Below are 23,720 nucleotides of genomic sequence, written 5' to 3'. Positions count from 1 at the left end.
TATGAAAAAGAATATATTGATATTAGGATTGTTCCTGTTAGGTATGGGTAGTTGTAGTCTTGATTACGAAAACAAAGAGGCTATAACTCCAGACAATGTTTGGACAGATAAGGCTATGATTAATGGCTTCCTAAACGATATTTATGGTCGTATAACACCGGGATGGCCTGTTAATGCCAACAATACTGATGAAGGTATGAACGGACCTACAAGTATGAATGACTTTGCAAGAGGTAACTATACCGTTGAATTGCAGGGACAGAAGCTGGATTATGAGAAAATAGACCGTATCAATTTCTTCTTGAACAAATTGGAAAATGAGGTGACTATTCTTAATGACGAAGAGAAGAAGCAGTTGATGGGACAGGCTCTGTTTTGGAGAGCTTGGGATTATTTTGATAAAGTAAATACGGTAGGAGGTGTACCCCTGATTCTTGAAGTACAGAATATAGCAGATGTACCGTCTTTGTTCGTATCTCGTAATTCTACGTCTGAATGTATAACGCAGATTTTAAAAGATTTGGATGATGCGATCTCTTACTTGCCAGATTCGTATGATGACAAGGGGTATGGTCGTATTGACAAAGGTGCTGCAATGGCTTTTAAGGGACGTGTATTGATGTTTTATGCCAGTCCGATGTTCAATCCGAACAACGATGCTTCTCGTTGGGAAACTGCTTACAAAGCCAATAAGACTGCACTTGATTATTTGACAGCCCAAGGTAAAGGTTTGTATAAAGGTAATTTTGCCGATATCTGGTATGACGAACAGAATTGTGAAGCGATTATGGTGAACCAATTCTACTATCCGGATCATGCTTTTGATCAAAAGAATATCCGTCCAGAACCGCTTACTCGTGATGGTGCGAATGATAATCAGGCTATTTTGTCTTTGTTGATGGCTTTCCCGAAAGCAGATGGTACTAAATTGGAATTGGATGTAACTCGTTTATCTGATCCTGCATACAACCAACAATTTATGACTGAATTCTATACGAATCGTGATCCTCGTTTCCATGCTACTATTTTCTGTCCGGGAACAATTTATCCATGTACTAATGTACAACTTGAGGGTGGACAGAAGTATTGGAATGCTTGGTATGAACAAGAAGTAGACGGCAAGACTCAAATGAACTCATTGGTGGATTTTCAAACAGGAACTTCGATTGGCGGAGGTATGTCCGGTTATTTCCAAAAGAAAGGATTAGACGAAAGTTTGAATAATGCTTCTGTTTATCAGGCAGAAACAGACTGGATTGAGATCCGTTTTGCTGAGGTTTTGATGAATTACGGCGAATGTGCCAACGAAATCGGTAAAACTCAGGAAGCTTTGAATGTATTGTATCAAATCCGTGAACGTGCCGGTATAGAAAATACGACTGGTAATTATGGAATCACTGCTACTACCCAAAGTGATATTCGTGAGGCTTATGTAAATGAACGCTTTGTTGAATTTGCTTATGAAGGTAAACGTTGGAATGATTTACGTCGTTGGAAACGTTTCGATATATTGAATAACTTGAAGCATCGCTCAACTCTTTATGCTGTAATTAACGATAAGGCGGATGCAGAAGGATTCGATTTTACAAAAGATATGTTCGATCCGGAAGTTCGTAAAATGTTCCATTTTGTTTATATAGAGAATGTAGATAAAGACGATCTCTACACGTTCAATTTGGATGAGAAATACTTGTTCTATCCAATCCACAAGGAGGCACTTGACCGTAATTCCAAACTGGAGCAGAACGATGCATGGGGTGGCACTTTCGACCCGTTGAAATAAGTGTTTGATCTGAATTTCAGTACTTCGGTCACACGTTTGAAACAGGCGCGTCTGATTGACTATCTGGTGACGTTGTATGTCGGTGCGCGTCCGGACAACGGAGAGAGTGACAGGCCTGAGATAGAATAGGCTTGGATGAGATAAGCTCCGATACTTAAGCAGGGTATGCTTGGGTATCGGGGCTTACTTTGTTTTTGAGGAGTATGTTAAGGTGGTTAAAAGCACTAATAATCCACTGAAAAGGCAGTTTTTTGCTATGTTTTGGCAAATAGCCAACCTTTACTTTTGTTCGGTGGGGAACGTTCTGTTATCCGGCTGTAATTCGAATACGTCTCAATCTTTTCAAACCGATTATTTCGGTATTGATGTTGATTCGTGCGGTTGTTTCAATAAAAGTTTTTGCGAATGACTAAAGTAATAAGTATTGGGGTATATATTGATTAAAATTGACAAATAATAAAATCTATGAGTTTGAAATCAAGTTTAGCCATTGTTTTATCATTGATGGCTAGTTATGTTGTGGAAGCGCAACAGGTTTGGAATCCTGACAACGGCAACGGGACTTTTACGAATCCTATCATGTGGGGTGACTGGCCGGACCCGGATGTTATTCGGGTGGACGATAAGTTCTATTTCGTGTCTACAAGTATGAATTATGTGCCCGGATGTCCGATTGCCGTGTCGAAGGATTTGGTCAATTGGGAAATGGCCGGCTATGCGGTCGATCGTTATGATGAGGACCCACGTTTTGACATGCAAGGAGGAACAATGTACATGAATGGTTCGTGGGCAGCAACGATACGCCACCATAACGGTAAGTTTTATGTCGGTTTTTGTACGCCTAAAGGGTGGGGAAACGAACAAGGTCATTTCTCGATTTGCATAGCCGATAAGCCGGAAGGACCGTGGGAGCGGACGATATTTCCGGAGTATTTGTATGATCCGGGATTGTTTTTCGATGATGACGGTAAAGTATATGTAGTCCATGGCCAGCACCGGTTGTTCATTACAGAACTGAATGAAGATGTGAAATCTGTTAAAGGTAAACCTGTAGAGATTTGGGAGAAAGGATTTAAAAATAGCCGGACCTGGGGACCGAATTTCGGCATGGAAGGTGCTCACATGTATAAGATAAACGGCATGTATTATATCACCTGCCCGGCAGGAGGCACAGAAGGGTGGCAGGTCTGTCTCCGTTCGAAGAATATTTACGGCCCGTATGAACATAAGGTGATTGTGGAGGATGCGACCTCTTATCCGCCCAACGGACTGCACCAGGGGGGAATGGTACAATTGAAGAATGGCGATTGGTGGTTTATCATCATGCAAGACCGTGGTCCTATCGGCCGTGTACCTCATTTGCTGCCGGTGAAGTGGGTAGACGGATGGCCCATGTTGGGAGTCGACGGTAAGGATGTGATTACCTATCCGAAACCGGAAGTGGGAAAGAAACAACAGCGGTTGGCATCTCCGGCCACGACAGACGAGTTTAACGGTAAACAGTTGGGATTACAATGGCAATGGAATCACAATCCTGACAATACGAAATGGTCGTTGACGGAATGTCGCGGATATATGCGTTTGAAGGCCTCGCAAGCCCCGAAGTTATATGAAGCCCGTAATACATTGACCCAGCGTGTGCAAGGTCCGTCTTCGGAAGGTTCGGTGGAGATGATCGTGTCAGGAATGAAAGATGGCAATGTGGCAGGACTGGGAGTTTTCCAGCTCCCTTATGCTTATGTGGCAGTGAAGCAGGAAGGCAGCAGCCGTAAGATTGTCATGTATGACGGTGACAAGGAGATTGAATCGGTGGATAACTTTAAAGGCGACAAGATTTGGTTCAGGGCACGTGTCATGGACAAGAATTTTACGGCACGTTTTTATTACAGCCTGGATGGGGTGAATTACTCTCCAATCGGTAAAGAACACAAGATGGAGCTGGGATTGCCTTGGACCGGCAATCGTTTCGCTTTGCTCAACTTCACCACGAATGCGGAAGGCGTGGATGGATATGTTGATTTTAACTGGTTCCGGTTTACGAATAAATAGTAAAGGTGACGTTTAATTGCAATAATAATCCACGGAAAAGGTAGCTATTTGTTATTTTAAATAGCGATAGCCGTTTTTATATTTGCATGGACTAATTTGTTAATATTTAAAGCATGAAAAAAATAGTATTGGGAATGTTGTTGGCATTCCCTGCCATCGTGTCGGCGCAACATACCGGCAAAGTTTTTGTAGACGCGAACCATAATGGGCGTTGGGACAAAGGTGAAACTTTGATGAAAGGAATATCGGTTTCCGATGGATTAAACGTAGTTTTAACCGATGAAAAAGGATGTTTTTGTTTGCCGGGGCACGAGAAGGAGCGTTTTATTTTTATCACGACTCCTTCGGGGTATAAGACCGAGAATGCGTATTATCACCGTATTGAAGAGGGGCAGACCAGCTATGACTTCGGGTTGTTACGCTATGATGCGGTGAAAAGTGATGGAAGCCATAAGTTTATCCATATATCGGATACCGAGATCGGTGAGGAACAAGGGCAAGACGAATGGACGGAAGGAATGCGCGAATATGCCGCCAATGAAAAGGTAGCTTTTATTATCCACACGGGCGATATTTGTTACGTAGGCGGTTTAAATAACCATATCAAGGTGATGAATTCATCGAATATGCCCGAAACACAAGTGTTCTATTCGGTAGGTAACCATGATCTGGTTGCAGGAAAATACGGGGAGGAATTATTCGAAAAGATTTATGGACCTACATTTTATTCGTTTGAGGTAGGTAACGTGCATTACATTGTCACCCCGATGCCAGGAGGCGACCATGCGCCAAGTTACCGGTTGGATGACGTGTTCACTTGGATGGCGAACGATTTGAAGCATGTCGGCAAAGATAAAGCGGTTTATGTGTTCAACCACACCATCCCCGGCGAATGCGGGTGTCCTGACTTTAAATATACGTTGAAAAATAAAGAAACGGTTGATTTGTTGGCTCATAACCTGAAGGCATGGCTTTACGGGCATTGGCATGTCAACCATATTTATACCCATCCGGATAATGGGATTGGCGTGATCTGTTCTTCCACGCCAGTTTATGGCGGCATTGACCATGCTTCATCCGCTTTCCGTGTCATGAACATTGATGGCAAAGGCGACTTTACTTCTGATTTCCATTATTCCTATATGGACAAGCACATGGTCATCGCTTCCATTCAGAACCACCAGGCGGCCATTACCCCGGAAGGGACTATCCCCTTGGTTGTGAATGTCTATTCAACTGCTAGCCCGGTAACCAAGGTACGTTATTCTTGTACTTTCGAAGGGAAGACTCTATTGGCTGGTAAGCCGATGAAACAACAAAGCGATTTTGCCTGGACGGCCGAGATGACTTTGCCGCAAATAGCCGAAGGGCATTATGTGACCGTTATTGCCGAGGCTCATTATGCAAATGGGGAGATCGGTAAAAAGACGGCCTCTTTTTTGTATGACAAGCAAAATACGTCCCGGATTGTAGCCGGTGGGGATTGGACGAATCTATTGGGAAATCCGGAACATATTGGTATTGTGAAAGATACGCTTCGTGCTCCTCGCTTGGCTTGGACGAAAAATGTCGGTTCCAACATTTATATGTCGGCACCGGTTGTTAGCGAGGGCTTTGTTTATGTCGCTTCAATTGATGATAACGAAACAGGAAAAGCGTCTCTGACCAAAATGGAGGCAACTACAGGTAATATCGTCTGGAAATGTTCGCTTAAATCATCCGTTCGCAATAGTATTGCTGTAGAATCAGATTTGATATTTGCTCAGGATGTACAAGGTATCGTGTATGCAGTGAAGAAATCTGACGGTTCTATAGCCTGGCAAAAGGATTTGAAAATTGGCGTGACTCCAGCTTTGAACGATGGACTAATTGCTAAAGATGGCATTGTTTATGCTGGTACTGGTTATCAACTGACAGCATTTAAGGCTACGACTGGTGAAATCATTTGGCAAAATAAGGACTGGGGACGTGGAGAGGGCTGTGTGGCTACTTTGGCGTTGAGCCAGGATAATGTAATAATTGGTAGCAGACACTGGGGAGGCTTGTTCGGCAACGATGCGAAGACCGGCGAGATGCTTTGGGGCGATTGGGATTCTGATTTGCGCTTCCGTGCGGCTACTCCAGCCGTATGGGGAGATGTCATGTATGTTACCTCCGCCAATTCGTTGTTGATGGTAGAGAATAAGACTGGGCGTATCCTGATGCGTAAGAAATTGGGTGAAGGGGTCGAGGTGGCTTCTACTCCTTTGGTGACGGACGATGCGATCATCTTCGGTACTTCTACCAATGGGGTGGTAGCATTGGATAAAGAGACGTTGGAAGAAAAATGGCGTTTCAAGACCCGTGAAGCGATGATTCTCTCCGCCCCTTACCAAGGGAACCATCCGGCAACGGTGGAAGCCAGCCCGGTCATTTGTGGGGATCAGGTCTATATAGGGGCTTCCGATGGGACACTCTATGCAATCAAAGCCAAAACAGGACGTTTACAGTGGCGTCATCATATGGGAGCTCCAACCTTTGCAACTATTGCCGTGTCGGGAAATGGCCTTTTCGCAGTGGATTTTGGGGGTAATGTGTATGGATTTGTCGGAAATTTAAAACAATAGAATCAATATGAGGAAATTTTATTTAATTATTGCATGGATAAATTTGATAGGATTGTTGGCCTGGGGGCAACGCTCCGAATTGAATTTTGATAGAGACTGGCGGTTTGCCCGGTTTGGTTTGCAGGCGGATGGTTCGCGTGTGGAGGAACCGGATTCTTTACAGTCATATTCGTATAACGATTGGGATTGGAGGAGGCTGGATGTTCCCCATGATTGGGGGATCGAGGGACCTTTCCGTATTGACTTGGATGGATATACCGGAAAATTGCCTTGGAAGGGGATCGGTTGGTATCGTAAATACTTTGAAGTATCGTCGAAGGATAAAAAGAAACGGTTTTATCTGGATTTCGATGGTGCGATGGCGAATGCCGAAGTGTGGCTTAATGGGAATAAAGTGGGCGAATGGGCTTTCGGATACAGCTCTTTTCGGGTCGATTTGACTCCGTATCTTTTGTATGATAAAAAGAATGTGGTAGCTGTCCGGCTGAATACCGAAAAGTTCGGCTCCCGTTGGTATCCCGGTGCCGGTATTTATCGGCATGTACGGTTGGTGAAAACGAATCCTGTACATGTGGGGCAGTGGGGTGTTTTTGTGACAACACCTGAAATCACAGACGAGCAGGCCAATGCCTTGGTCCATGTCGAAATACAGAATAATTTATTGGAAGCGGTAGACGGACAGTACGTGGTTGATATTTATGAACTGGATAAGGATGATGTACCGGGCGCGAAAGTCGCAGTCGTAAAGAAACAATTACTGTTGAAACCAAACCAATTGATTGGTGATACGGTCTCTTTGCTTGTGAACTCTCCTAAACGATGGAGTCTGGAGAATACTAACCGCTATTTGGCCCGTGTGTCGGTTTATAATAAAAACAAACTGGTGGATGTGTATGATGCACCATTTGGTTTCCGGACTATTCAGTTCACGCATGATAACGGCTTTCTGTTAAACGGCAAGCGCGTGCAGATAAACGGGACATGTAACCATCACGACTTGGGGGCTTTGGGGGCAGCAGTGAATAAGGTTGCCATGGAGCGACAATTGCGCATACTGAAGAGTATGGGGTGTAATGCAATACGTACCTCTCATAATCCTCCGGCACCGGAATTGCTGGAGTTGGCGGATAAGATGGGGTTTCTGGTTATGGACGAATTGTTCGATAGTTGGACAATAGGAAAGAAAGAGTATGACTATAGTTCTTTATACGAAAAATGGCATGAAAGAGATATAGAAATGTTGGTATGCCGGGACCGAAACCATCCATCGGTTATCCTGTGGAGTACGGGAAATGAGTTACCTGAACAATATAATCCGGAACTGGGCATTGTCCGGCATTTGACGGAAGTGGTTCATCGTTTCGATACGACCCGTCCGGCTACGTTCGGAGCTTCTTATCCGAGTAAGTCTGCCGTGAATGGAACGGAATTGCAGGTGGATGTCCATGGTATGAATTATGCGGCAGGCGTATATGGAGGACCTGATTTTTATGGAGAGTTTTTGAATAAGAAAGGACATGAGCATTTGTCGGGTTATTCGAGTGAATCCAGTTCGACAATGAGTTCCAGGGGCGAATATTTTCCACGCCAACTCCATGTTTCATCTTATGATTTGACGCAACCCGGATGGGGAGGACTACCTGATTGGGAGTTTGCTGCATTGGATAAATATCCGGCCATTTGTGGTGAATTCGTATGGACCGGTTTTGATTATTTGGGCGAACCGACTCCATTTAATAGTGATGCCAGTGTCTTGTTGAATCACTCGGCTGCCATGACAGAAGAAGAACTGGCTAAGCAGCGTGAAGAATTGAATAAGATAGAACGTAACCGCCCTACGTCGCGGAGCAGTTATTTCGGTATTGTCGATTTGGCTGGTTTCCCGAAAGACCGCTATTACCTATATAAGGCGCGTTGGATGCCAGATACGCCGATGGTACATATCCTTCCACATTGGAATTTTCCCGATCGGGTAGGTAAAGTGACACCTGTTTTTGTATATAGTTCGGGGGACGAGGTGGAACTTTTCTTGAATGGCAAGTCGTTGGGAAAGAAACAAAAGCAACCGTATGAATACCGTTTCCGTTGGGATAGCGTGGTGTATCAGTCGGGAGAGTTGAAGGCTGTTGCTTATAAGCAGCATAAAAAGTGGGCGGAAACTCGTGTGCGGACTACCGGTGATCCCGTTCGTCTGAAAGCCGTACCGGATAAAACATTGATCAAAGCGGATGGCGAGGACTTAGTCTTTGTTAAAGTATCGTTGGTGGATAAAGATGGATACGATGTGCCGACAGCCGAGAACCGTATCTTCTGTAGCTTGGAAGGTGACGGGGAAATTGTTGCAACTGATAATGGTGACCCGACTTGTTTGATCACCTTTTCGGAACCGTCCCGTCCGGCATTTAACGGTTTGTTCCTGGCTATAGTCAAAGCTAAACGAGATGGAAATAAACCGCTTCGCTTGACTATCGAGGCGGATGGTTTGGAAAAGGCGACGGTTGATATTGAGATAGATCATGAATAATAAAATAAGAACATATATGGGTTTGAAATTATGTTTAGCTATCGTTTTATCAATGATGGGCTGTCATGTTGAATACGGATGTGAAGTCGGTTAAAGATAATCCGTTGGAAGAAAAGCGTACGTTTTTTCCAACGGATACGTACGTTATAGGGTGGGGGCCATCATGCCAGCACTACTATGTCGTCTGGCTAGCATAGTAGTATCAGTACCATTTGCACTACTTGCAATAATAATCCACGGAAAAGGTAATTATTTGCTATTATATGGGAAAGCCGAAACCTGTAATTTTGTATTTCTCTGTTTCTAAAAAGGAATTTTTTAACTAGTTTATCTAAATGTTTTTGGTACAAGAAGTGTATTCTTATATAGACAGTAAATAAAACTTATAAATTATATCATGAAGAAAACATTATCTTTTGTAGCTGCAACTCTGTTGTTATGTAGTTGCGAGTCGGGTACACATCAATCGTTCAAAACAGATCGTTTCGGTATCGATATAGATAACCGGGGATATATCACCGGTATGTGGAACTTGACACGCGAAAGTCGTAATTTCAGTCCGGCGGACCAGCCGTCGCCCCTGTTGTCTCTTTATGACGAAGACCTGAAACGGTATTATTATCCGCAAAAGGCTCATTACAGCGGAGGCAAGTATCGGTTGGAATACGAGAACGGCTCTGTGGCAACGGTTGCTTTGGATGAGAAGACAAAATATTTCAAGTTGAAGTTGGAAAGTTTGGAACCTCGTAATGGAATCGATGGTATACAGTGGGGTAATTATTATACGAATATTACCAATTTATTGGGGGAAATGATCGGGGTGGCCCGTGATACCTCGGCTGCGGTAGGTTATGCTATCGGAGCTTTGGCGTTGGATGATAATACGATTGGCGGAGAATCACGTTTTACATCCGAAACAGGTCCTTCGGGTTATATTGCCCATACGCCTGATCCGGTGAATCATCCATTACCGTTAACATTGCATGAAGGGCAACAGTTTACGATGGGAGGCGACGGAATCAACGATGTGGCTTTTTATAATCGGAAAGAATCGTATTTCCGTATTCTATATGGTAATACGGCTTTTGTTGATTGTAACGGACGAATTAATATACGCTATCATTCGCGTGATCGCCGGAAAGGTAAGATGATCTATTCTCCGGAAGGTAATTCTATCTTCCAAAACAATGAACCTAACCACATGATGCGTCAGGATGTTCCGGGAGTGGATTTCATCGGTTCGTCTATCGCTTTGTGGGGTAGCCCGGATAGTACGGCTTTGATGGAAGTTATTCAGGATATCGTTTTGAATGAGGGTTTGCCTTATCCTACTTTCCAGGGTAAATGGGTAAAAGATCCTACAACTTTCATGCCGGATCTATGTACATACGGAGGACTTATGGACAGTGTGGCGTCGTATGCGAAACAGATGGGATTGAAAGTGATTCATACGTACGACCAACCTTTCTTGCATGCCGATAGGGGAAATGGCGGTTTCATTGACGGTCCGGGACATGAAAAGAAACGCTATCATTTCACAGATAAGGATTTGTCTACTCGCGAGTATGCCGACCTGTTGGCTAAAGAGGGGTTGATTTTGGGGCGTACCTCCATATCTAACTCAATGGCACCCGGAACGAAGGATTGTAGTCCGGTACCATCGGACAGTATCTGTATTTTACACCGTCGTTTTCTTACGGAAAATTTGAACGAGACGGATACGATGATTTATATCGATGATCCTACTCATTTGGAAGAAGTAGCTTGTTGGGAAGGACATAGTCCGGAATTGAATATGGTTAAGATCGGTAAGGAATTGATTCACTATTTGGGTGTTACAAAGGAAAAACCATATCGGCTCATGAAAGTGACACGTGGTTATTGGGGGACTCGACCTGCTGCTCATGTAAAGGGGGATGCTGTGGATAAACTTCAACCTGCGGTAGGGGGAGCATATGCCGGATTGATTCCTAACCTGGAATTACAAGATGAACTGGCACGCCATTATGCCGATATTTGCAAGAACAGCGGATTGGGTATGTTCGATTATGACGGACAGGAGTTTTATTTCCACACTGGTTTTGGCGGTTATGGCGTGAAACGTTTCTTCCGCAATATGTTTGAGCAAGCGAAGAAGCATGGTTTACCGGATATTCGTTTTACGGGAGCGACTTTGTCGGAAGGCTCCTGGCATTATCAGAGCACTTGGAATGTGGGAGGCGGTTTGAATATTTATGATGTGAAGAAGCGTGTATGGGGTAGTACGACCAGTCAGGGTAAAGACCTTCGTGATGTTACTTATGCCAACTTTTTCCCGTCTTCATTTGGTGGAAACTTCCCGATTACGGCTGAGTCGACGGTGGAAGATTTTGAGCATATTGAAGCTACAGCTATCGGTTATGGTTGTACGTATGCGTTCAGGATCGGTCAGAAAGATGTAGAAAGTTGTCCGCAAAAATATGCGATATTCAATGTGGTTCGTACCTGGGAAGAAGCTCGTAGGGCAGATGCTTTTCCGACGCATATTCGTAAGATGTTACAAAATCCGGCATTGAGTTGGCGATTGGAGAAAAAGGCGGATAACAGTGGTTGGACTTTGTATCAGATGGAGAACGGGCAAAAAGGACGTTCGTTTGATTTGTGTGAGAACAGTAAGCAATAATAATCCACAAAATAGGCAGCTATTTGCTATTTTAAATAGGAATAGCTGCCTTTATATTTGCGTTATCTAATTAATTGTAATATTATAATTTTTAAACCATGAAAAAAATACTATGCTTGATTTCGATGTTCTGTTTGTGTGTGAATGTGTTATCAGCCAAAGAATATCATGTATCGGTAAAAGGGAGTGATGCTAATAACGGAGATATTTCATCTCCTTTTAAAACTATAAATTGGGCTGCTCAGAAAGCGTTGCCGGGAGATACGGTTACGGTACATAACGGTGTTTATCGTGAATGGGTGAATCCGTTGAGCGGTGGGGAACGGGAAGGAAAACGTATCCTGTATCGAGTGGCCGAAGGTGAGAAAGCTGAAATAAAAGGTTCAGAGTTGGTGACTGGTTGGAAAAAGGAGAAGAAAGCAAAGGGAGTATGGAAGGTGGTATTGCCTAATTCATTCTTTGGAAATTACAATCCGTTCAACGACCGTCTGTATGGTGACTGGCTATGGTCTGAACGGGTTCATCATACGGGAGATGTATATTTGAATGATGTTTCGCTTTATGAAGAATTTAGCCTGGATAAGGTGTTTGCACCGGATACACTCCGTACAATACGTGATCCCCAAGGATGTACGAATGTATGGTTCGCAGAAGTAGATGCGGATAATACAACGATTTATGCAAATTTTGGAGATATTGATCCGAATAAGGAAACAGTAGAAGTATCGGTTCGTCCTACTTGTTTCTATCCGACACGTGAGGGACTGAATTATATCACGATTCGTGGTTTCCATATAAGCCAGGCCGCCACGCAGTGGGCTGCTCCGACAGCCGAACAGGTGGGGATGATTGCTCCCCATTGGTGTAAGGGGTGGATTATCGAGGATAATGTTATTAAGAATTCCCGAGCCAACGGTATCACTTTGGGAAAAGAACGTGCCAGTGGACATAATCTGGAATGTAACGACAAACGTCTGGACGGTACATTGCATTATGTAGAAGTAATATTCAATACGCTACGTCGCGGATGGAGCAAAGATAACGTCGGTTCCCATATCGTTCGGAACAACGTCATTTCAGATTGTGAGCAAACCGGTATCTGTGGTAGTATGGGAGCGGCGTTCAGCGAGATTTACGGAAACCATATCTATAATATCCTGGTAAAACAACAATTTGGCGGAGCTGAAATGGCTGGTATCAAATTACATGGTGCGATAGATACTTATATTCATCATAACCGGATTCATAAGTCGGGTAATTATGGAATCTGGCTGGACTGGATGGCACAGGGAGCACGCGTATCTTCCAATTTATTGTATGACAACCTGGCACAGGACTTGTTTTTCGAAGTGTCCCACGGACCTTATGTAGTAGATAACAACATTTCCCTTTCACCTCGTACGATACAGGAGAATACCGATGGCGGAGCCTATCTGCATAATATCTTTTCCGGAGACATCAACCGTTTGGATGACCAGCGTTACACTCCGTATCACTTGAACCATTCTACCGAAGTGAAAGGCATACGGACTATCACCGAAGGCGACCATCGCTTCTTTAATAATATCTTTATTGGTGGTGACAACAGTAAGTTAAAATATGGAATGATCGTATTCGATGTATCACAACGTCCTATTTATGCAGAGAATAATCTGTTCCTGAACGGTTCTCTTCCGATGACGAACAAGACGCAGGATTGGGTGGAGAAAGCAGTCAATCCGAAATTGAAAGTAGAGGAAACCCTCGACGGCGAAGTATATCTGGTAAGTGACATTAATCTGCAAGAATTATCTTCATTTAAAGGAAAAAAGGTAGATGCCGAACGTTTAGGTATCACTCAACTGACAGGATTCCCGTTTGAGAATCCAGACGGAACACCTTTCAAACTGGAAAAAGACTTTTTCGGTAATGAACGTTCTGCTACTCCGGTTGTCGGGCCGATAGAAAAATTATCTTCTACCAAACGGATAAAAGTATGGCCTAATTTAAAATAGTAATTTATGTTTTATTCATATATAAATTATTTATTCCTGGTAAGTAGCCTGTTTATAGCAGGGGTGTTTACGGGGTGTCAGTTCGATGGAAAATGGCAATCGAACGATAAGGTTACAGTCGTTTCGACTAACAGAATGCTAAATCCTATCGCTCCTCCCGGATTGTATATTGCAGATCCTGAGGTAAGGCAGATGCCTGATGGACGTGTTTATGTCTACGGATCGCGCGACGAACCTGGTAACGCCTGGTGCTCTCGTTCTTATAACGTATTGTCTTCGTCCGATCTTGTGAACTGGAGTGTGGAGCAATTTTCTTTTGCTACTGATGGTCCGGGCAAACAAGTAGATTATACAGATAGGATTTTATATGCTCCGGATTGCATCCATCACAACGGGAAATATTACCTTTATTATTGTCTTGCCGGAGGTGGAGACGATGAAGGTGTGGCAGTATCCTCTTCTCCTTATGGTCCGTTTAGGGATGGGAAGGTGATAGAAGGGGTAAAAGGCATTGACCCGTCTGTCTTTATTGATGACGATGGGCAGGCTTATTTGTTCTGGGGACAGGGGTATGCTAAGGGAGCAAGGCTAAGTAAGGATATGCTCTCGATAGAAGGAGCAGTTCATGATAGTTTGCTAACCTATGAAACGCACTTTTTCAATGAAGGCAGTTCCGTCCGGAAAAGGAACGGCATCTATTATTTTGTATATGGAAGCCATTCTCAACATGGAGAATCTAACTGTGCAACGTTAGATTATGCGACTGCGACATCTCCACTGGGTCCCTACACTTACAGAGGTGTTATTATTGATAACTGGGGAAGCGGAAGGAACCTGGTGAATAACCATGGTTGTATTGTCGAAATCAACGGACAATGGTATATCGCTTATCATCGTCCGACGCATGCGAGTGCGACCATGCGAAAAGCCTGTTTGGAACCAATAACATTTAATCCGGACGGTACTATTCCGCAGGTGGAAATGACCACGCAGGGAATCGGTGGCTCTATTTCGCCTCTTTATCGGATGGATGCAGCAAGAGCTTGTCTGATGTCAGGAAATGTTATGGTTGCAGTGCGTCGTCCGGATAATGATATTCCGGTAGAATACTTAGCGGACATTCGCGATGGTGATTATGCCTATTGGAAATATTATGATTTTACAGATACAAAAGTAAATCATTTTGTTTGTAAAACATGGGATAGGAACAAGGCTGCTCAGATAGAAATACGGCTGGATAGCCCTGAAGGGGAATTGATCGGGACGTGTGATATAACTCCAATGGAAGGTGAAACAGCTTATGCTATTCACGAAACAAATATTAAATCAGTTACGGGAAAACATGCATTGGTATTTGTGTTTAAGGCTGTTGATCCTGCTGTTAAAGGGCTGGATTTGATGAATCTGGAGTGGTTTGTTTTTGAGAATAGAAAAGAATAGATGTTTTTGAAAATAGTAAGATAGTGCATCTATTTCGTAAGATATGTCAAGTTCAAATGGTACTTAATACAATATCTTTGTGTTAATATTATGTTGATTTTACGAAAATAGTCTTTTGACGTATAAATGTTTGAAGTACAAGTGATACATTATGTTGATTTTATTGTCTTGATAATAAGTTTATTGGTGTTTCACTTGTGCTTGAATATAGAGTTTTGTTTACTTTATTTTAAGTTCTGTAAGAACTAAGCTTTTTTAATTAAACCAAAACATTAATAATTATACTCTCCTGTTTTTTCTCTGAAAACTTTATTCTAAGCTTGTTTTGCTAATGTCTTGATAGACAGTTGGTATCCTATGCGCTTTTGCCATAGTTCTTACAGGACTAAGGCTTTTTAATAGCGTTTAATGTGGATTATGAGTATAAACAAGTCTATCTCTGTCAAATGGTGGAGCGAATATAAAAATTTGCTTTGGCCTGTTACATGCGTAATCCATATATCGCAAGAATGTATAAGAAATACAAATATAGTGTGAAATAGAATTATGTGTAACCTTAAAAAACAGATTGCGTATGGAATACTGACCTAGTAAAAAAAGAACCGGAGAAAGGCCTAATTTTCTCCGATTCGTATTTGAATTAAAATCAATTAGTTATTAACTAATAAATTCTTTACAAAAGTATGAAAAGTTTTTTTACCACATTTAAAGTCTTTGGTATATGTTTTTTGTTAAACCCAATGTCCCCTTCGTCGGTTTTTGCCGAAACGAATGATAAAAGCTCTGATTTTCCGCTGGAGAATATGGGACAAAATACGGTAGTCTCTCAAAAACGTCTCGTAACAGGAGTAGTCTTAGATTCGCAAGGAGAACCCGTTGTTGGAGCTAATGTATTTGAAAAAGGAGAAAAGACCAATGGTACTATCACTGATATAGATGGCAAATTTTCATTGAATGTTTCTGATAATGCAACCTTAGTTATCTCTTTTGTCGGTTTTAAAAACCAAGAGATAGCAGTGAAAGGAAGGGATAAAATAGATATCCGGTTGGCTGATGATACGGAATTACTGGATGAAGTGGTGGTAGTCGGCTATATGACACAGAAGAAAGGTCTGGTGACTGGTGCCGTATCATCTATGAAAATGGATGAAAAATTGAATACATTACCTACAACTTCGGCAGGAAATATTTTAGTCGGTAAATTGGCCGGTGTAAGTGTTAGTACTCCGAATGGTCTTCCAGGAGCAGCTCCTAGCATTTCTATTCGTACAGGCTCTTCCTGGAATGATCAGAATGTGACTTATGTCATTGACGGTGTTGTTAGAGGCGGTGGAGATTTCAATAATTTAAGTCCGAACGAAATTGAAGATATAACAGTCTTGAAAGATGCTGCGTCTGCGGCTATTTACGGTTCACGTTCTGCCGGAGGTGTAATTATCGTTACTACCAAAAAAGGTACTAGAGGAAAGCCGGTTTTCAATTATTCTTATGGGTATAGTATTGATACACGTACAAAGAATTCAGATTTAACCAGTGGCGTTGAAGCAGCTGAGTTGTATGGTCGTATCAATGGTGAAGCCGACCCTGCCGGTTGGGCTTGGTCTCAAGAAGAAATCGATCATATCAGAACGATCAATAATGGCTGGGGATATGATCAATTGGACGCAGTTTGGCGTAATCCGGTTACTCAGACTCATAATTTCAGTGTAAATGGCGGTAGTGAAAAAGTTCGTTATTTTGGTGCTGCTTCTTATGTTAAGCAGGAGGGTTTTTTAAAACCGTACACCTATGATAAGTATAATATTCGTATGAATGTGACTGCGGATATAACAAAAGATTTGGAGGTTTTTGCCGGATTAGCTATTTATAATACTTTCCAGGGGAATGCTGTATTTGAAAATGCTGAGGCTAATTATGGTAAATTGAGAGTTTGGCAGCCTGATCAACCGGTATATACCGATAGTGGTAAACATATTGATTTTGGATGGATTGCAAACAATGGAGCTTCAGTCGATGGTAAGGGGGGATATAATAAGTCACAAATGTTGAAACCTCAAGCTGTTATAAGTGCAACATATAAAGCTCCTTTTCTCAAAGGTCTTAGTGCTAAGATTTCATATAGCAGAAGTTGGGTACATGATCTTAATAAGATATATTATACTAATTATGATTTGTATCAAGTTAAAAAATCCGGTACCCATAATCATATATTCTCTACTAAGGATGAGGATATTATTGGAACGCGGAAGACAACCTGGGTAGGAAAAGACTATATACAGCGTAAGTCTTCTTGGAGTGGTGACAAGCAGTTTAACGTTCAATTGAGTTATGAAAATGTTTTCAATAACTTACATCGTGTATCAGGTACTTTGGTAACAGAGTGGTATGAAGGTGATGGGGCTAGTGTACATGGTGGTCGTGAGACGTTCCCTGTTTATATGACAGACCAGTTCTGGGCAGCCAGTAGTGCTCGAGCTGATACTTGGGGAGGTGGTGATACCGATTGGCAAAGCGGCCGTTTTTCTTATATAGGACAGTTCAGTTATTCTTATGCCGACAAGTATTTGCTTAGTTTTTCTTTCCGCGAAGATGGATCTATGAACTTTGCTCCCAGTCAGCGTTGGGGGTTCTTCCCTGCCGGTTCGTTGGGATGGGTTATTTCAGAAGAAAGCTTTTTTAATAAATCAGCAATTCAGTTCTTGAAATTACGTGCATCTGTCGGATTAACCGGTAACGATTCTGTCGGAGGTTGGCAGTGGCAGGAGTCCTATAAATCCGGTTCATCTGCTTATTTTGGCAGTAGTCCGTCAAAATCGGTCGGTATTACCTATGGTAGTGTTGTAAATCCGAATCTGACTTGGGAAAAAGCATTGAGCTATAATGTCGGTGCAGATGTGAATTTCCTGAACCATTGGACTGTTTCGGCCGATTACTGGTATCGTAATTCTTATGATATTTTGGGGAGTCGTCAGAATACATTGCCGAACTCGTTTAGTTTAACAATGCCGGCTGAAAATTACGGTGAAATTCATGCGCAAGGCTTTGACTTACAATTGGGGTATCATGGGAACAATAAAGATTTCTCATATTATGGAAATTTGACTATGTCGTATGGATGGAATAAGACGATTAAGCAAGATTATGCTGAAAATGCTCGATGGATTGACATCCCTGTAGGTAAATCTCGTAGTTATATCACAGGCTGGGAATTTGATAAAATTATTCGTACACAGGAAGAATTGGATGCATTTAAAGCAGAACATCCGAATTACCAGCATAACGGTTTATCACCGGAGTTAGGTATGATGGTATTTAAAGATTTGAGCGGTCCTGACGGAAAGCCTGATGGTATTATTAATGATTGGGATAAAGTTATTTTGAAAAACAGTAATAATCCTGTCATTTATGGTTTGAATTTGGGTGGTAGTTGGAAAGGCCTAAGTGTGGATATGATGTTCTCCGGACAGTTGGGCGTTGACAAATGGGCTACAGATTTGGCTGGTGGCGTTGAATGGAACCGTATGTGGAAAAAATGGTATAATGACAGTTGGACACCGGAAAATCAGAATGCAACTTTACCAAAGCGTATCAGTAGTAACAATGCAAAAACTTATGAAACAGCTTCAAGTTATTGGTTGAAAGATGCAAGTTTTATGCGTTTGAAATATCTGACAGTTAGTTACGATCTACCTAAAAATCAGTTTTACAATAAGTTGTTCGACAATGTTCGGTTCTTTGTAACCGGTACCAACTTGTTTGTATTAAGTAGTTTCAATAAAAATTATTATGATCCTGAAATTGGTAATGGTAATGCATTCCCAATATTGCGATCTGTAAACTTGGGTGTAGATGTCAAATTCTAAAAAGACGAATAAATTATGAAACGAAATATAGTAGCGTTGTTTGGCGCATGTGTGGTTTTGATGACTAGTTGTGATTTGGATTATACCAATAATGGAACAATAAATCCCGATAATGTATGGTCTGATAAAAACATGATATCTTCTTTTTTGACAGATATTTATGGGAATATGTTACCAGGTTGGCCTGTATCAGCGAATAATACCGATGAGGGGATGAACGGACCCACTAATATGAGCCAATTTGCACGGGGACAGATAACAATTGATAATTATACCACTAACTGGGGGTATGGTAATATTGACCGTATCAATTTCTTTTTGGATCAGTTAGAAGGTGTTACTGTTCTGACCGACGTAGAAAAAAAGCAGATGCGTGGTCAAGCTCTTTTTTGGAGAGCTTGGGATTATTGGGGAAAAGTTTTCTCCGTTGGAGGTGTTCCTTTGATTACCCATTTTCAAGATGTGACCAATGTGGAAAGTCTGTTTGTTCCGCGTAGCAGTACATCTGACTGTGTGGCACAGATTTTGGCAGATTTGGATGAAGCTATCGAAAGTTTGCCGGATACTTGGGCTGGAGCTGATTATGGACGAATTGATAAAGGTTGTGCAATGGCTTTCAAAGGTCGTATGTTATTACAGTATGCCAGCCCGTTGTTTAACCCTGATAATAACAAGGCGCGTTGGGAAGCTGCTTATAAAGCAAATAAAGATGCTGTAGATTTCTTACGTGGTGTAGGGAAAGGACTGTATGAAGGTGACTTTGCGGATATTTGGTATGACGAGCAAAATAAAGAAGTAATTATGGTGAACCAATTCTATTATCCTGACCATGCGTTTGACCAGAAGAATATTCGTCCGGAAGCATTAACAAAGGATGGTGCTAATGATAACCAAGCTATTTTACCTTTGTTGTTGGCTTTTCCAAAATTGGACGGTACTAAATTGGAATTGGATATAGAGCGTTTGGCCTCCGATCCGGATTACAATAAACAGTTTATGGATGATTTTTATATGAATCGTGATCCACGTTTTCATGCTACAATATTTTGTCCGGGTACAAAATATCCAGGTGCTTCAGACCAACTGCCGGGTGATATGAAATATTGGAATGCCTGGACAAAATTAGAAGATAGTGAAGCTTCACAAGGATTTGTATATTATTCATTGATCCGTGATGAAATTGATAGAGGACAGCAGGAAGGAGCTAACTTCTACCAGAGAAAAGGGTTGGATGAACTTACGATTACAGAGGTTTATAATGCCGAAACTGATTGGATTGAAATTCGTTTTGCAGAGGTGCTGATGAATTATGGTGAATGTGCTAATGAATTAGGAAAGAGCGGTGAAGCTTTGCAGGTGTTGTATGATATTCGTAAGCGTGCTGGTATTCAGTCTTCTACTAATTATGGTATTACTGCTACTACCCAGGACCAAATTCGTGAGGCTTATATCAACGAACGTTTTATCGAATTTGCTTACGAAGGAAAACGTTTCTTCGATTTGCGTCGTTGGAAACGCTACGATATATTGAATAATTTAAAATATCGTTCTACCTTGTATCCGGTCATCAATGACTATAATCTTGTTAAAGAGGGTAAATTCGATTGGACGAAAGATATGTTTGATCCTGAAGTTCGCAAATTATTCCATTTTGAATATATAGAATGCGTAGATAAGGATAAACAGTATATGTTTAATTTAGATCTGAACCATTGGTTTACATCTGTTGCCAAAGATGTTCTCGATCGTAATTCTAAGATTGAGCAGAACAACGAATGGGGAGGTACTTTCGACCCATTAAAATAAGCAGACTTGATTGACTTCAAAGCATGCAGATTTTATCTGTAAAGATTTATCTGCATGCTTTTTTATACATTCTTATAGCATAAAAGCAATAATAATCCACTGAATAAGCATCTTTTGGCTATTGGATGAAGTTTTTGTTGTCTTTACTTTTGTCCGATCGACAGGAAACGGTTACCTCATACTTATGCTTTTTCAAAGTTTAAATATTAACGACTAATACAATGAAAATATTAAAATTGTCTGTGGCTTTCTTAAGCCTGCTTTTTCTACCTTCCGGTCAGCTGTATGCACAAGCCGACAATTACGAAAAACATAAGAACGACGATGTCTCTCAAATCTCGAATCGAGAGATGACGTTTTATCTGGTATTCAAAAGTCATTTTGATATCGGTTATTCGGCATTGGCACGTGATGTTGTACATGAATACCGTACTTCCATGATTGATAAAGCCATGGATGTGATGGATAAAAATGCGGATAAAATGAAAGATATGCAGTTTGCGTGGACCGTCCCCGGATGGCCTTTGGAACAAATGTTTTGGGATCGGCAGACTCCGGAGCGTAGGTTGCGGATAGAACGTGCTTTAAAAAACGGAAACCTGGTGACGCATGCACTTCCTTATACAACACATACGGGAACGCTTGAACTCGAAGATCTTGTGCGTGGTCTGGGCTATTCTTCTTCGTTGGCTCGTACATACGGTTTACCACTTCCGACTGACGGGAAAATGACGGATGTTCCGGGGCATACCTGGGTTTTACCGACCATTTTACACCATGCCGGAATCAAGTTCTTTCATTTCGGTTCCAATCCGACCAACCGTGTGGTGAAGGTTCCGACTTTGTTTTGGTGGGAAGGTCCAGATGGTTCAAGGGTGTTGACCATGTTTTCGGAGGGATATGGCGGAGGAATGTTCCCTCCTGAAGGATGGAAGCTGAAATCATGGCTTACATTCGTGCATGCAGGCGATAATGCCGGACCTCCAACGGCAGAAGAGGTGGAAAAGGTAATTACCCATATAAAAGAGAAATATCCCAATGCTAAAATACGCATCGGTAAAATGTCTGATTTTGCAGAGGCTGTTTTTGCTGAGAATCCCGAGTTGCCGGTGGTACGTGGAGATATGTCCGATAGTTGGGTACATGGCGTAATGTCTAATCCGCAGGCAACCCGGACTGCAAGAAGAGTACGTCCCCTGATGCCTTTGCTGGAAACTTTGCATACACAGGAAAAGGAATGGGGAATCATGCCTTACGAAATTGATGAAGACTTGGCTTATATATATGATAAAAGCCTGATGTACGGCGAACATACCTGGGGACTTGCCAACCAGCATTTTGTTCCCGGCTTAACCGGCAAAGACTGGTATAAGATGTATGTTACCGGTTTGGACCCTGCGTATGCCCGGATGAAAGAGTCATGGAAAGAACATATCGGGTATATTGAAGATGCTGAGCAGGCTTTGCGGCCGGAACTGGAGAATGAACTTGCTACGTTGGCTGAAAATGTTGCTCAGGAAGGTTTCCGTTTCGTTGTATACAATCCGCTTCCATGGGAACGTGGAGGGATGGTAAATTTTGTATTACCGTCACAAGGTTCTATCAAAGAGGCTTATGTGAAAGAAGTGGGGACCGGTCGTATCTATGACCTGAAAGTGTATGGTGCCGATTCAAAACGCCTGGGTACTTTCTTCGCCGAAGGTATACCGGCAAATGGCTATAAGACATATATCCTGACAGATGAGTCACCTGCCCAAGTCGAAAACTCATTAAAAGGGGAAGAACAGGCTAATTATATAGAGAACAAATGGTACAAAGTCTCATTTGACAAAAAGAAAGGATGCATCAGGAGTATCTGGGATAAGACAAATAAGCGGGAGTTGGTGGATGATCGGTCTGAAAATGGTTTTGGCTCTTATGTGTATGAAAGGTACGACAAAGAGCAATCATACCGCTATCTGAAAGAATATATATATGACAAATACAAAAATTCTCATTATCAGATAACAGGTAAAAGTACCTATTTGGATGAACGGACAAAAGGTATACATGAATCTCCCCGGAATATGGAATTTCATGTGGAGAACCATAAGTCATCCATCCGTGGCGTGTTAACTCCTTCTGCATTTGTCGGAGAGGAAAAACATACGGCTGGCCTGACCGTGACGCTTTACGAGAATATGCCTTGTATAGATGTGAAACTTTCCGTAATCAATAAGCCGGCAACGGAAGAACCTGAAGCCGGATGGATTGCATTGCCGTTTAAAACAAAATCTCCGGAATATCGGGTTGGACGTATCGGTTCGGTTGTCGATCCGGCCAAAGATTTGATAGAAGGCAGCCAGTTTAATTATATCTGGTCCAATTCGGGAATAATGATAAAAGATGAGGAGTATTCCGTTGGGGTTTGCCCGATAGATGCACCTGCATTTGTTTTGGGCGATTTGGATTTTATGCATTATGCCGATACCTATGAAAATCCCCGGTCGCATGTGTACTTCAACTTGTTTAATAATCGTTGGAATACAAACTTTGCTTCTTTTTGGAATGGCAACCTGACTTCGGAAGTCCGTCTATGGGTGAACCCGAAGAATGCAGATGATGAGTCCGGTTTAATAACTCCCGCATGGGAAACCCGTCTGCCTTTGCAGGTCGGAATCGCCACCTGTCCTGCCGGTAAATTGCCGGTAATGAACGAAGGCGTGAAAATATCTCGTAAAGGAGTACTGTTAACGGCTTATGGCAATAATCCTGACGGTGGCGGCAAATTATTGCGTGTATGGGAACAAAGCGGTGAAAGCGGTCTCTGTGAAATCTCTTTGCCGGTAAAGAGAGATGGAGTGGCACAACCTGTGAATTTGAGAGGCGTTCCCAATGGAAATCCAGTCAAGATACAAAATGGTGTATTTAAAATAGAATTGGGTAAGTTTGAACCTGCCAGTTATTTGATCTATTAATTAAACTACCGTATCGGGAGAAATGGGATATTTTCA

General features: G+C 42.1%; 11 protein-coding genes. All 11 read left to right on the top strand.

The genetic code is table 11. From position 1 onward, the window contains the following. Position 1 precedes the first annotated feature (1 nt). On the top strand, positions 2-1,783 hold the full coding sequence (locus DWW91_RS16685; RefSeq protein WP_007654781.1) for a RagB/SusD family nutrient uptake outer membrane protein: 1,782 nt from the start codon (positions 2-4) through the stop codon (positions 1,781-1,783). Continuing rightward, positions 1,784-1,912 carry a hypothetical protein gene (locus tag DWW91_RS28340; protein WP_255420035.1) on the top strand — a complete coding sequence of 43 codons (129 nt, stop codon included), beginning with the start codon at positions 1,784-1,786 and terminating at the stop codon, positions 1,910-1,912. A 336-nt stretch (positions 1,913-2,248) separates the two neighbouring features. After that, a complete protein-coding gene (locus DWW91_RS16680) occupies positions 2,249-3,832 on the top strand; it encodes a glycoside hydrolase 43 family protein (RefSeq protein WP_122328383.1) in 1,584 nt (527 codons plus the stop codon). 113 nt (positions 3,833-3,945) lie between these two features. Continuing rightward, positions 3,946-6,438 (top strand): PQQ-binding-like beta-propeller repeat protein, encoded by a 2,493-nt coding sequence (locus tag DWW91_RS16675; protein ID WP_233584511.1) that lies wholly within the window; start codon positions 3,946-3,948, stop codon positions 6,436-6,438. 7 nt (positions 6,439-6,445) lie between these two features. Continuing rightward, positions 6,446-8,962 (top strand): beta-galactosidase GalB, encoded by a 2,517-nt coding sequence (gene galB / locus DWW91_RS16670; protein ID WP_122328381.1) that lies wholly within the window; start codon positions 6,446-6,448, stop codon positions 8,960-8,962. A 397-nt stretch (positions 8,963-9,359) separates the two neighbouring features. Further along, a complete protein-coding gene (locus tag DWW91_RS16665; protein ID WP_122328380.1) occupies positions 9,360-11,624 on the top strand; it encodes a hypothetical protein in 2,265 nt (754 codons plus the stop codon). 98 nt (positions 11,625-11,722) lie between these two features. Beyond that, positions 11,723-13,618, top strand: coding sequence for a right-handed parallel beta-helix repeat-containing protein (locus DWW91_RS16660; protein WP_122328379.1), 1,896 nt, complete (start codon positions 11,723-11,725; stop codon positions 13,616-13,618). 6 nt (positions 13,619-13,624) lie between these two features. After that, entirely contained in the window at positions 13,625-15,058 is a 1,434-nt protein-coding gene (locus tag DWW91_RS16655) for a family 43 glycosylhydrolase (protein WP_122328378.1), read from the top strand. A gap of 740 nt (positions 15,059-15,798) precedes the next feature. Next, a complete protein-coding gene (locus DWW91_RS16650; protein ID WP_229061040.1) occupies positions 15,799-18,921 on the top strand; it encodes a TonB-dependent receptor in 3,123 nt (1,040 codons plus the stop codon). Between the two features lie 15 nt (positions 18,922-18,936). Next, entirely contained in the window at positions 18,937-20,727 is a 1,791-nt protein-coding gene (locus tag DWW91_RS16645) for a RagB/SusD family nutrient uptake outer membrane protein (protein ID WP_122328376.1), read from the top strand. A 221-nt stretch (positions 20,728-20,948) separates the two neighbouring features. Next, a complete protein-coding gene (locus DWW91_RS16640; protein ID WP_122328375.1) occupies positions 20,949-23,684 on the top strand; it encodes a glycoside hydrolase family 38 C-terminal domain-containing protein in 2,736 nt (911 codons plus the stop codon). The last annotated feature ends 36 nt before the right edge of the window (positions 23,685-23,720 follow it).

The organism is Parabacteroides sp. AF17-3 (assembly GCF_003635445.1).
Lineage (GTDB): Bacteria > Bacteroidota > Bacteroidia > Bacteroidales > Tannerellaceae > Parabacteroides > Parabacteroides goldsteinii.
The sequence above is the reverse complement of the archived record's forward strand: the minus strand, read 5'-3'. Positions and strand labels throughout refer to the sequence as shown.

What these genes read in the sequence shown, in the direction of transcription:
- galB (WP_122328381.1), top strand. Translation starts at nt 6,446, where the DNA reads ATGAGGAAATTTTATTTAATTATTGCATGGATAAATTTGATAGGATTG.
- DWW91_RS16640 (WP_122328375.1), top strand. Translation starts at nt 20,949, where the DNA reads ATGAAAATATTAAAATTGTCTGTGGCTTTCTTAAGCCTGCTTTTTCTA.
- DWW91_RS16655 (WP_122328378.1), top strand. Translation starts at nt 13,625, where the DNA reads ATGTTTTATTCATATATAAATTATTTATTCCTGGTAAGTAGCCTGTTT.
- DWW91_RS16675 (WP_233584511.1), top strand. Translation starts at nt 3,946, where the DNA reads ATGAAAAAAATAGTATTGGGAATGTTGTTGGCATTCCCTGCCATCGTG.
- DWW91_RS16650 (WP_229061040.1), top strand. Translation starts at nt 15,799, where the DNA reads ATGTCCCCTTCGTCGGTTTTTGCCGAAACGAATGATAAAAGCTCTGAT.
- DWW91_RS16685 (WP_007654781.1), top strand. Translation starts at nt 2, where the DNA reads ATGAAAAAGAATATATTGATATTAGGATTGTTCCTGTTAGGTATGGGT.
- DWW91_RS16680 (WP_122328383.1), top strand. Translation starts at nt 2,249, where the DNA reads ATGAGTTTGAAATCAAGTTTAGCCATTGTTTTATCATTGATGGCTAGT.
- DWW91_RS16660 (WP_122328379.1), top strand. Translation starts at nt 11,723, where the DNA reads ATGAAAAAAATACTATGCTTGATTTCGATGTTCTGTTTGTGTGTGAAT.
- DWW91_RS16665 (WP_122328380.1), top strand. Translation starts at nt 9,360, where the DNA reads ATGAAGAAAACATTATCTTTTGTAGCTGCAACTCTGTTGTTATGTAGT.
- DWW91_RS16645 (WP_122328376.1), top strand. Translation starts at nt 18,937, where the DNA reads ATGAAACGAAATATAGTAGCGTTGTTTGGCGCATGTGTGGTTTTGATG.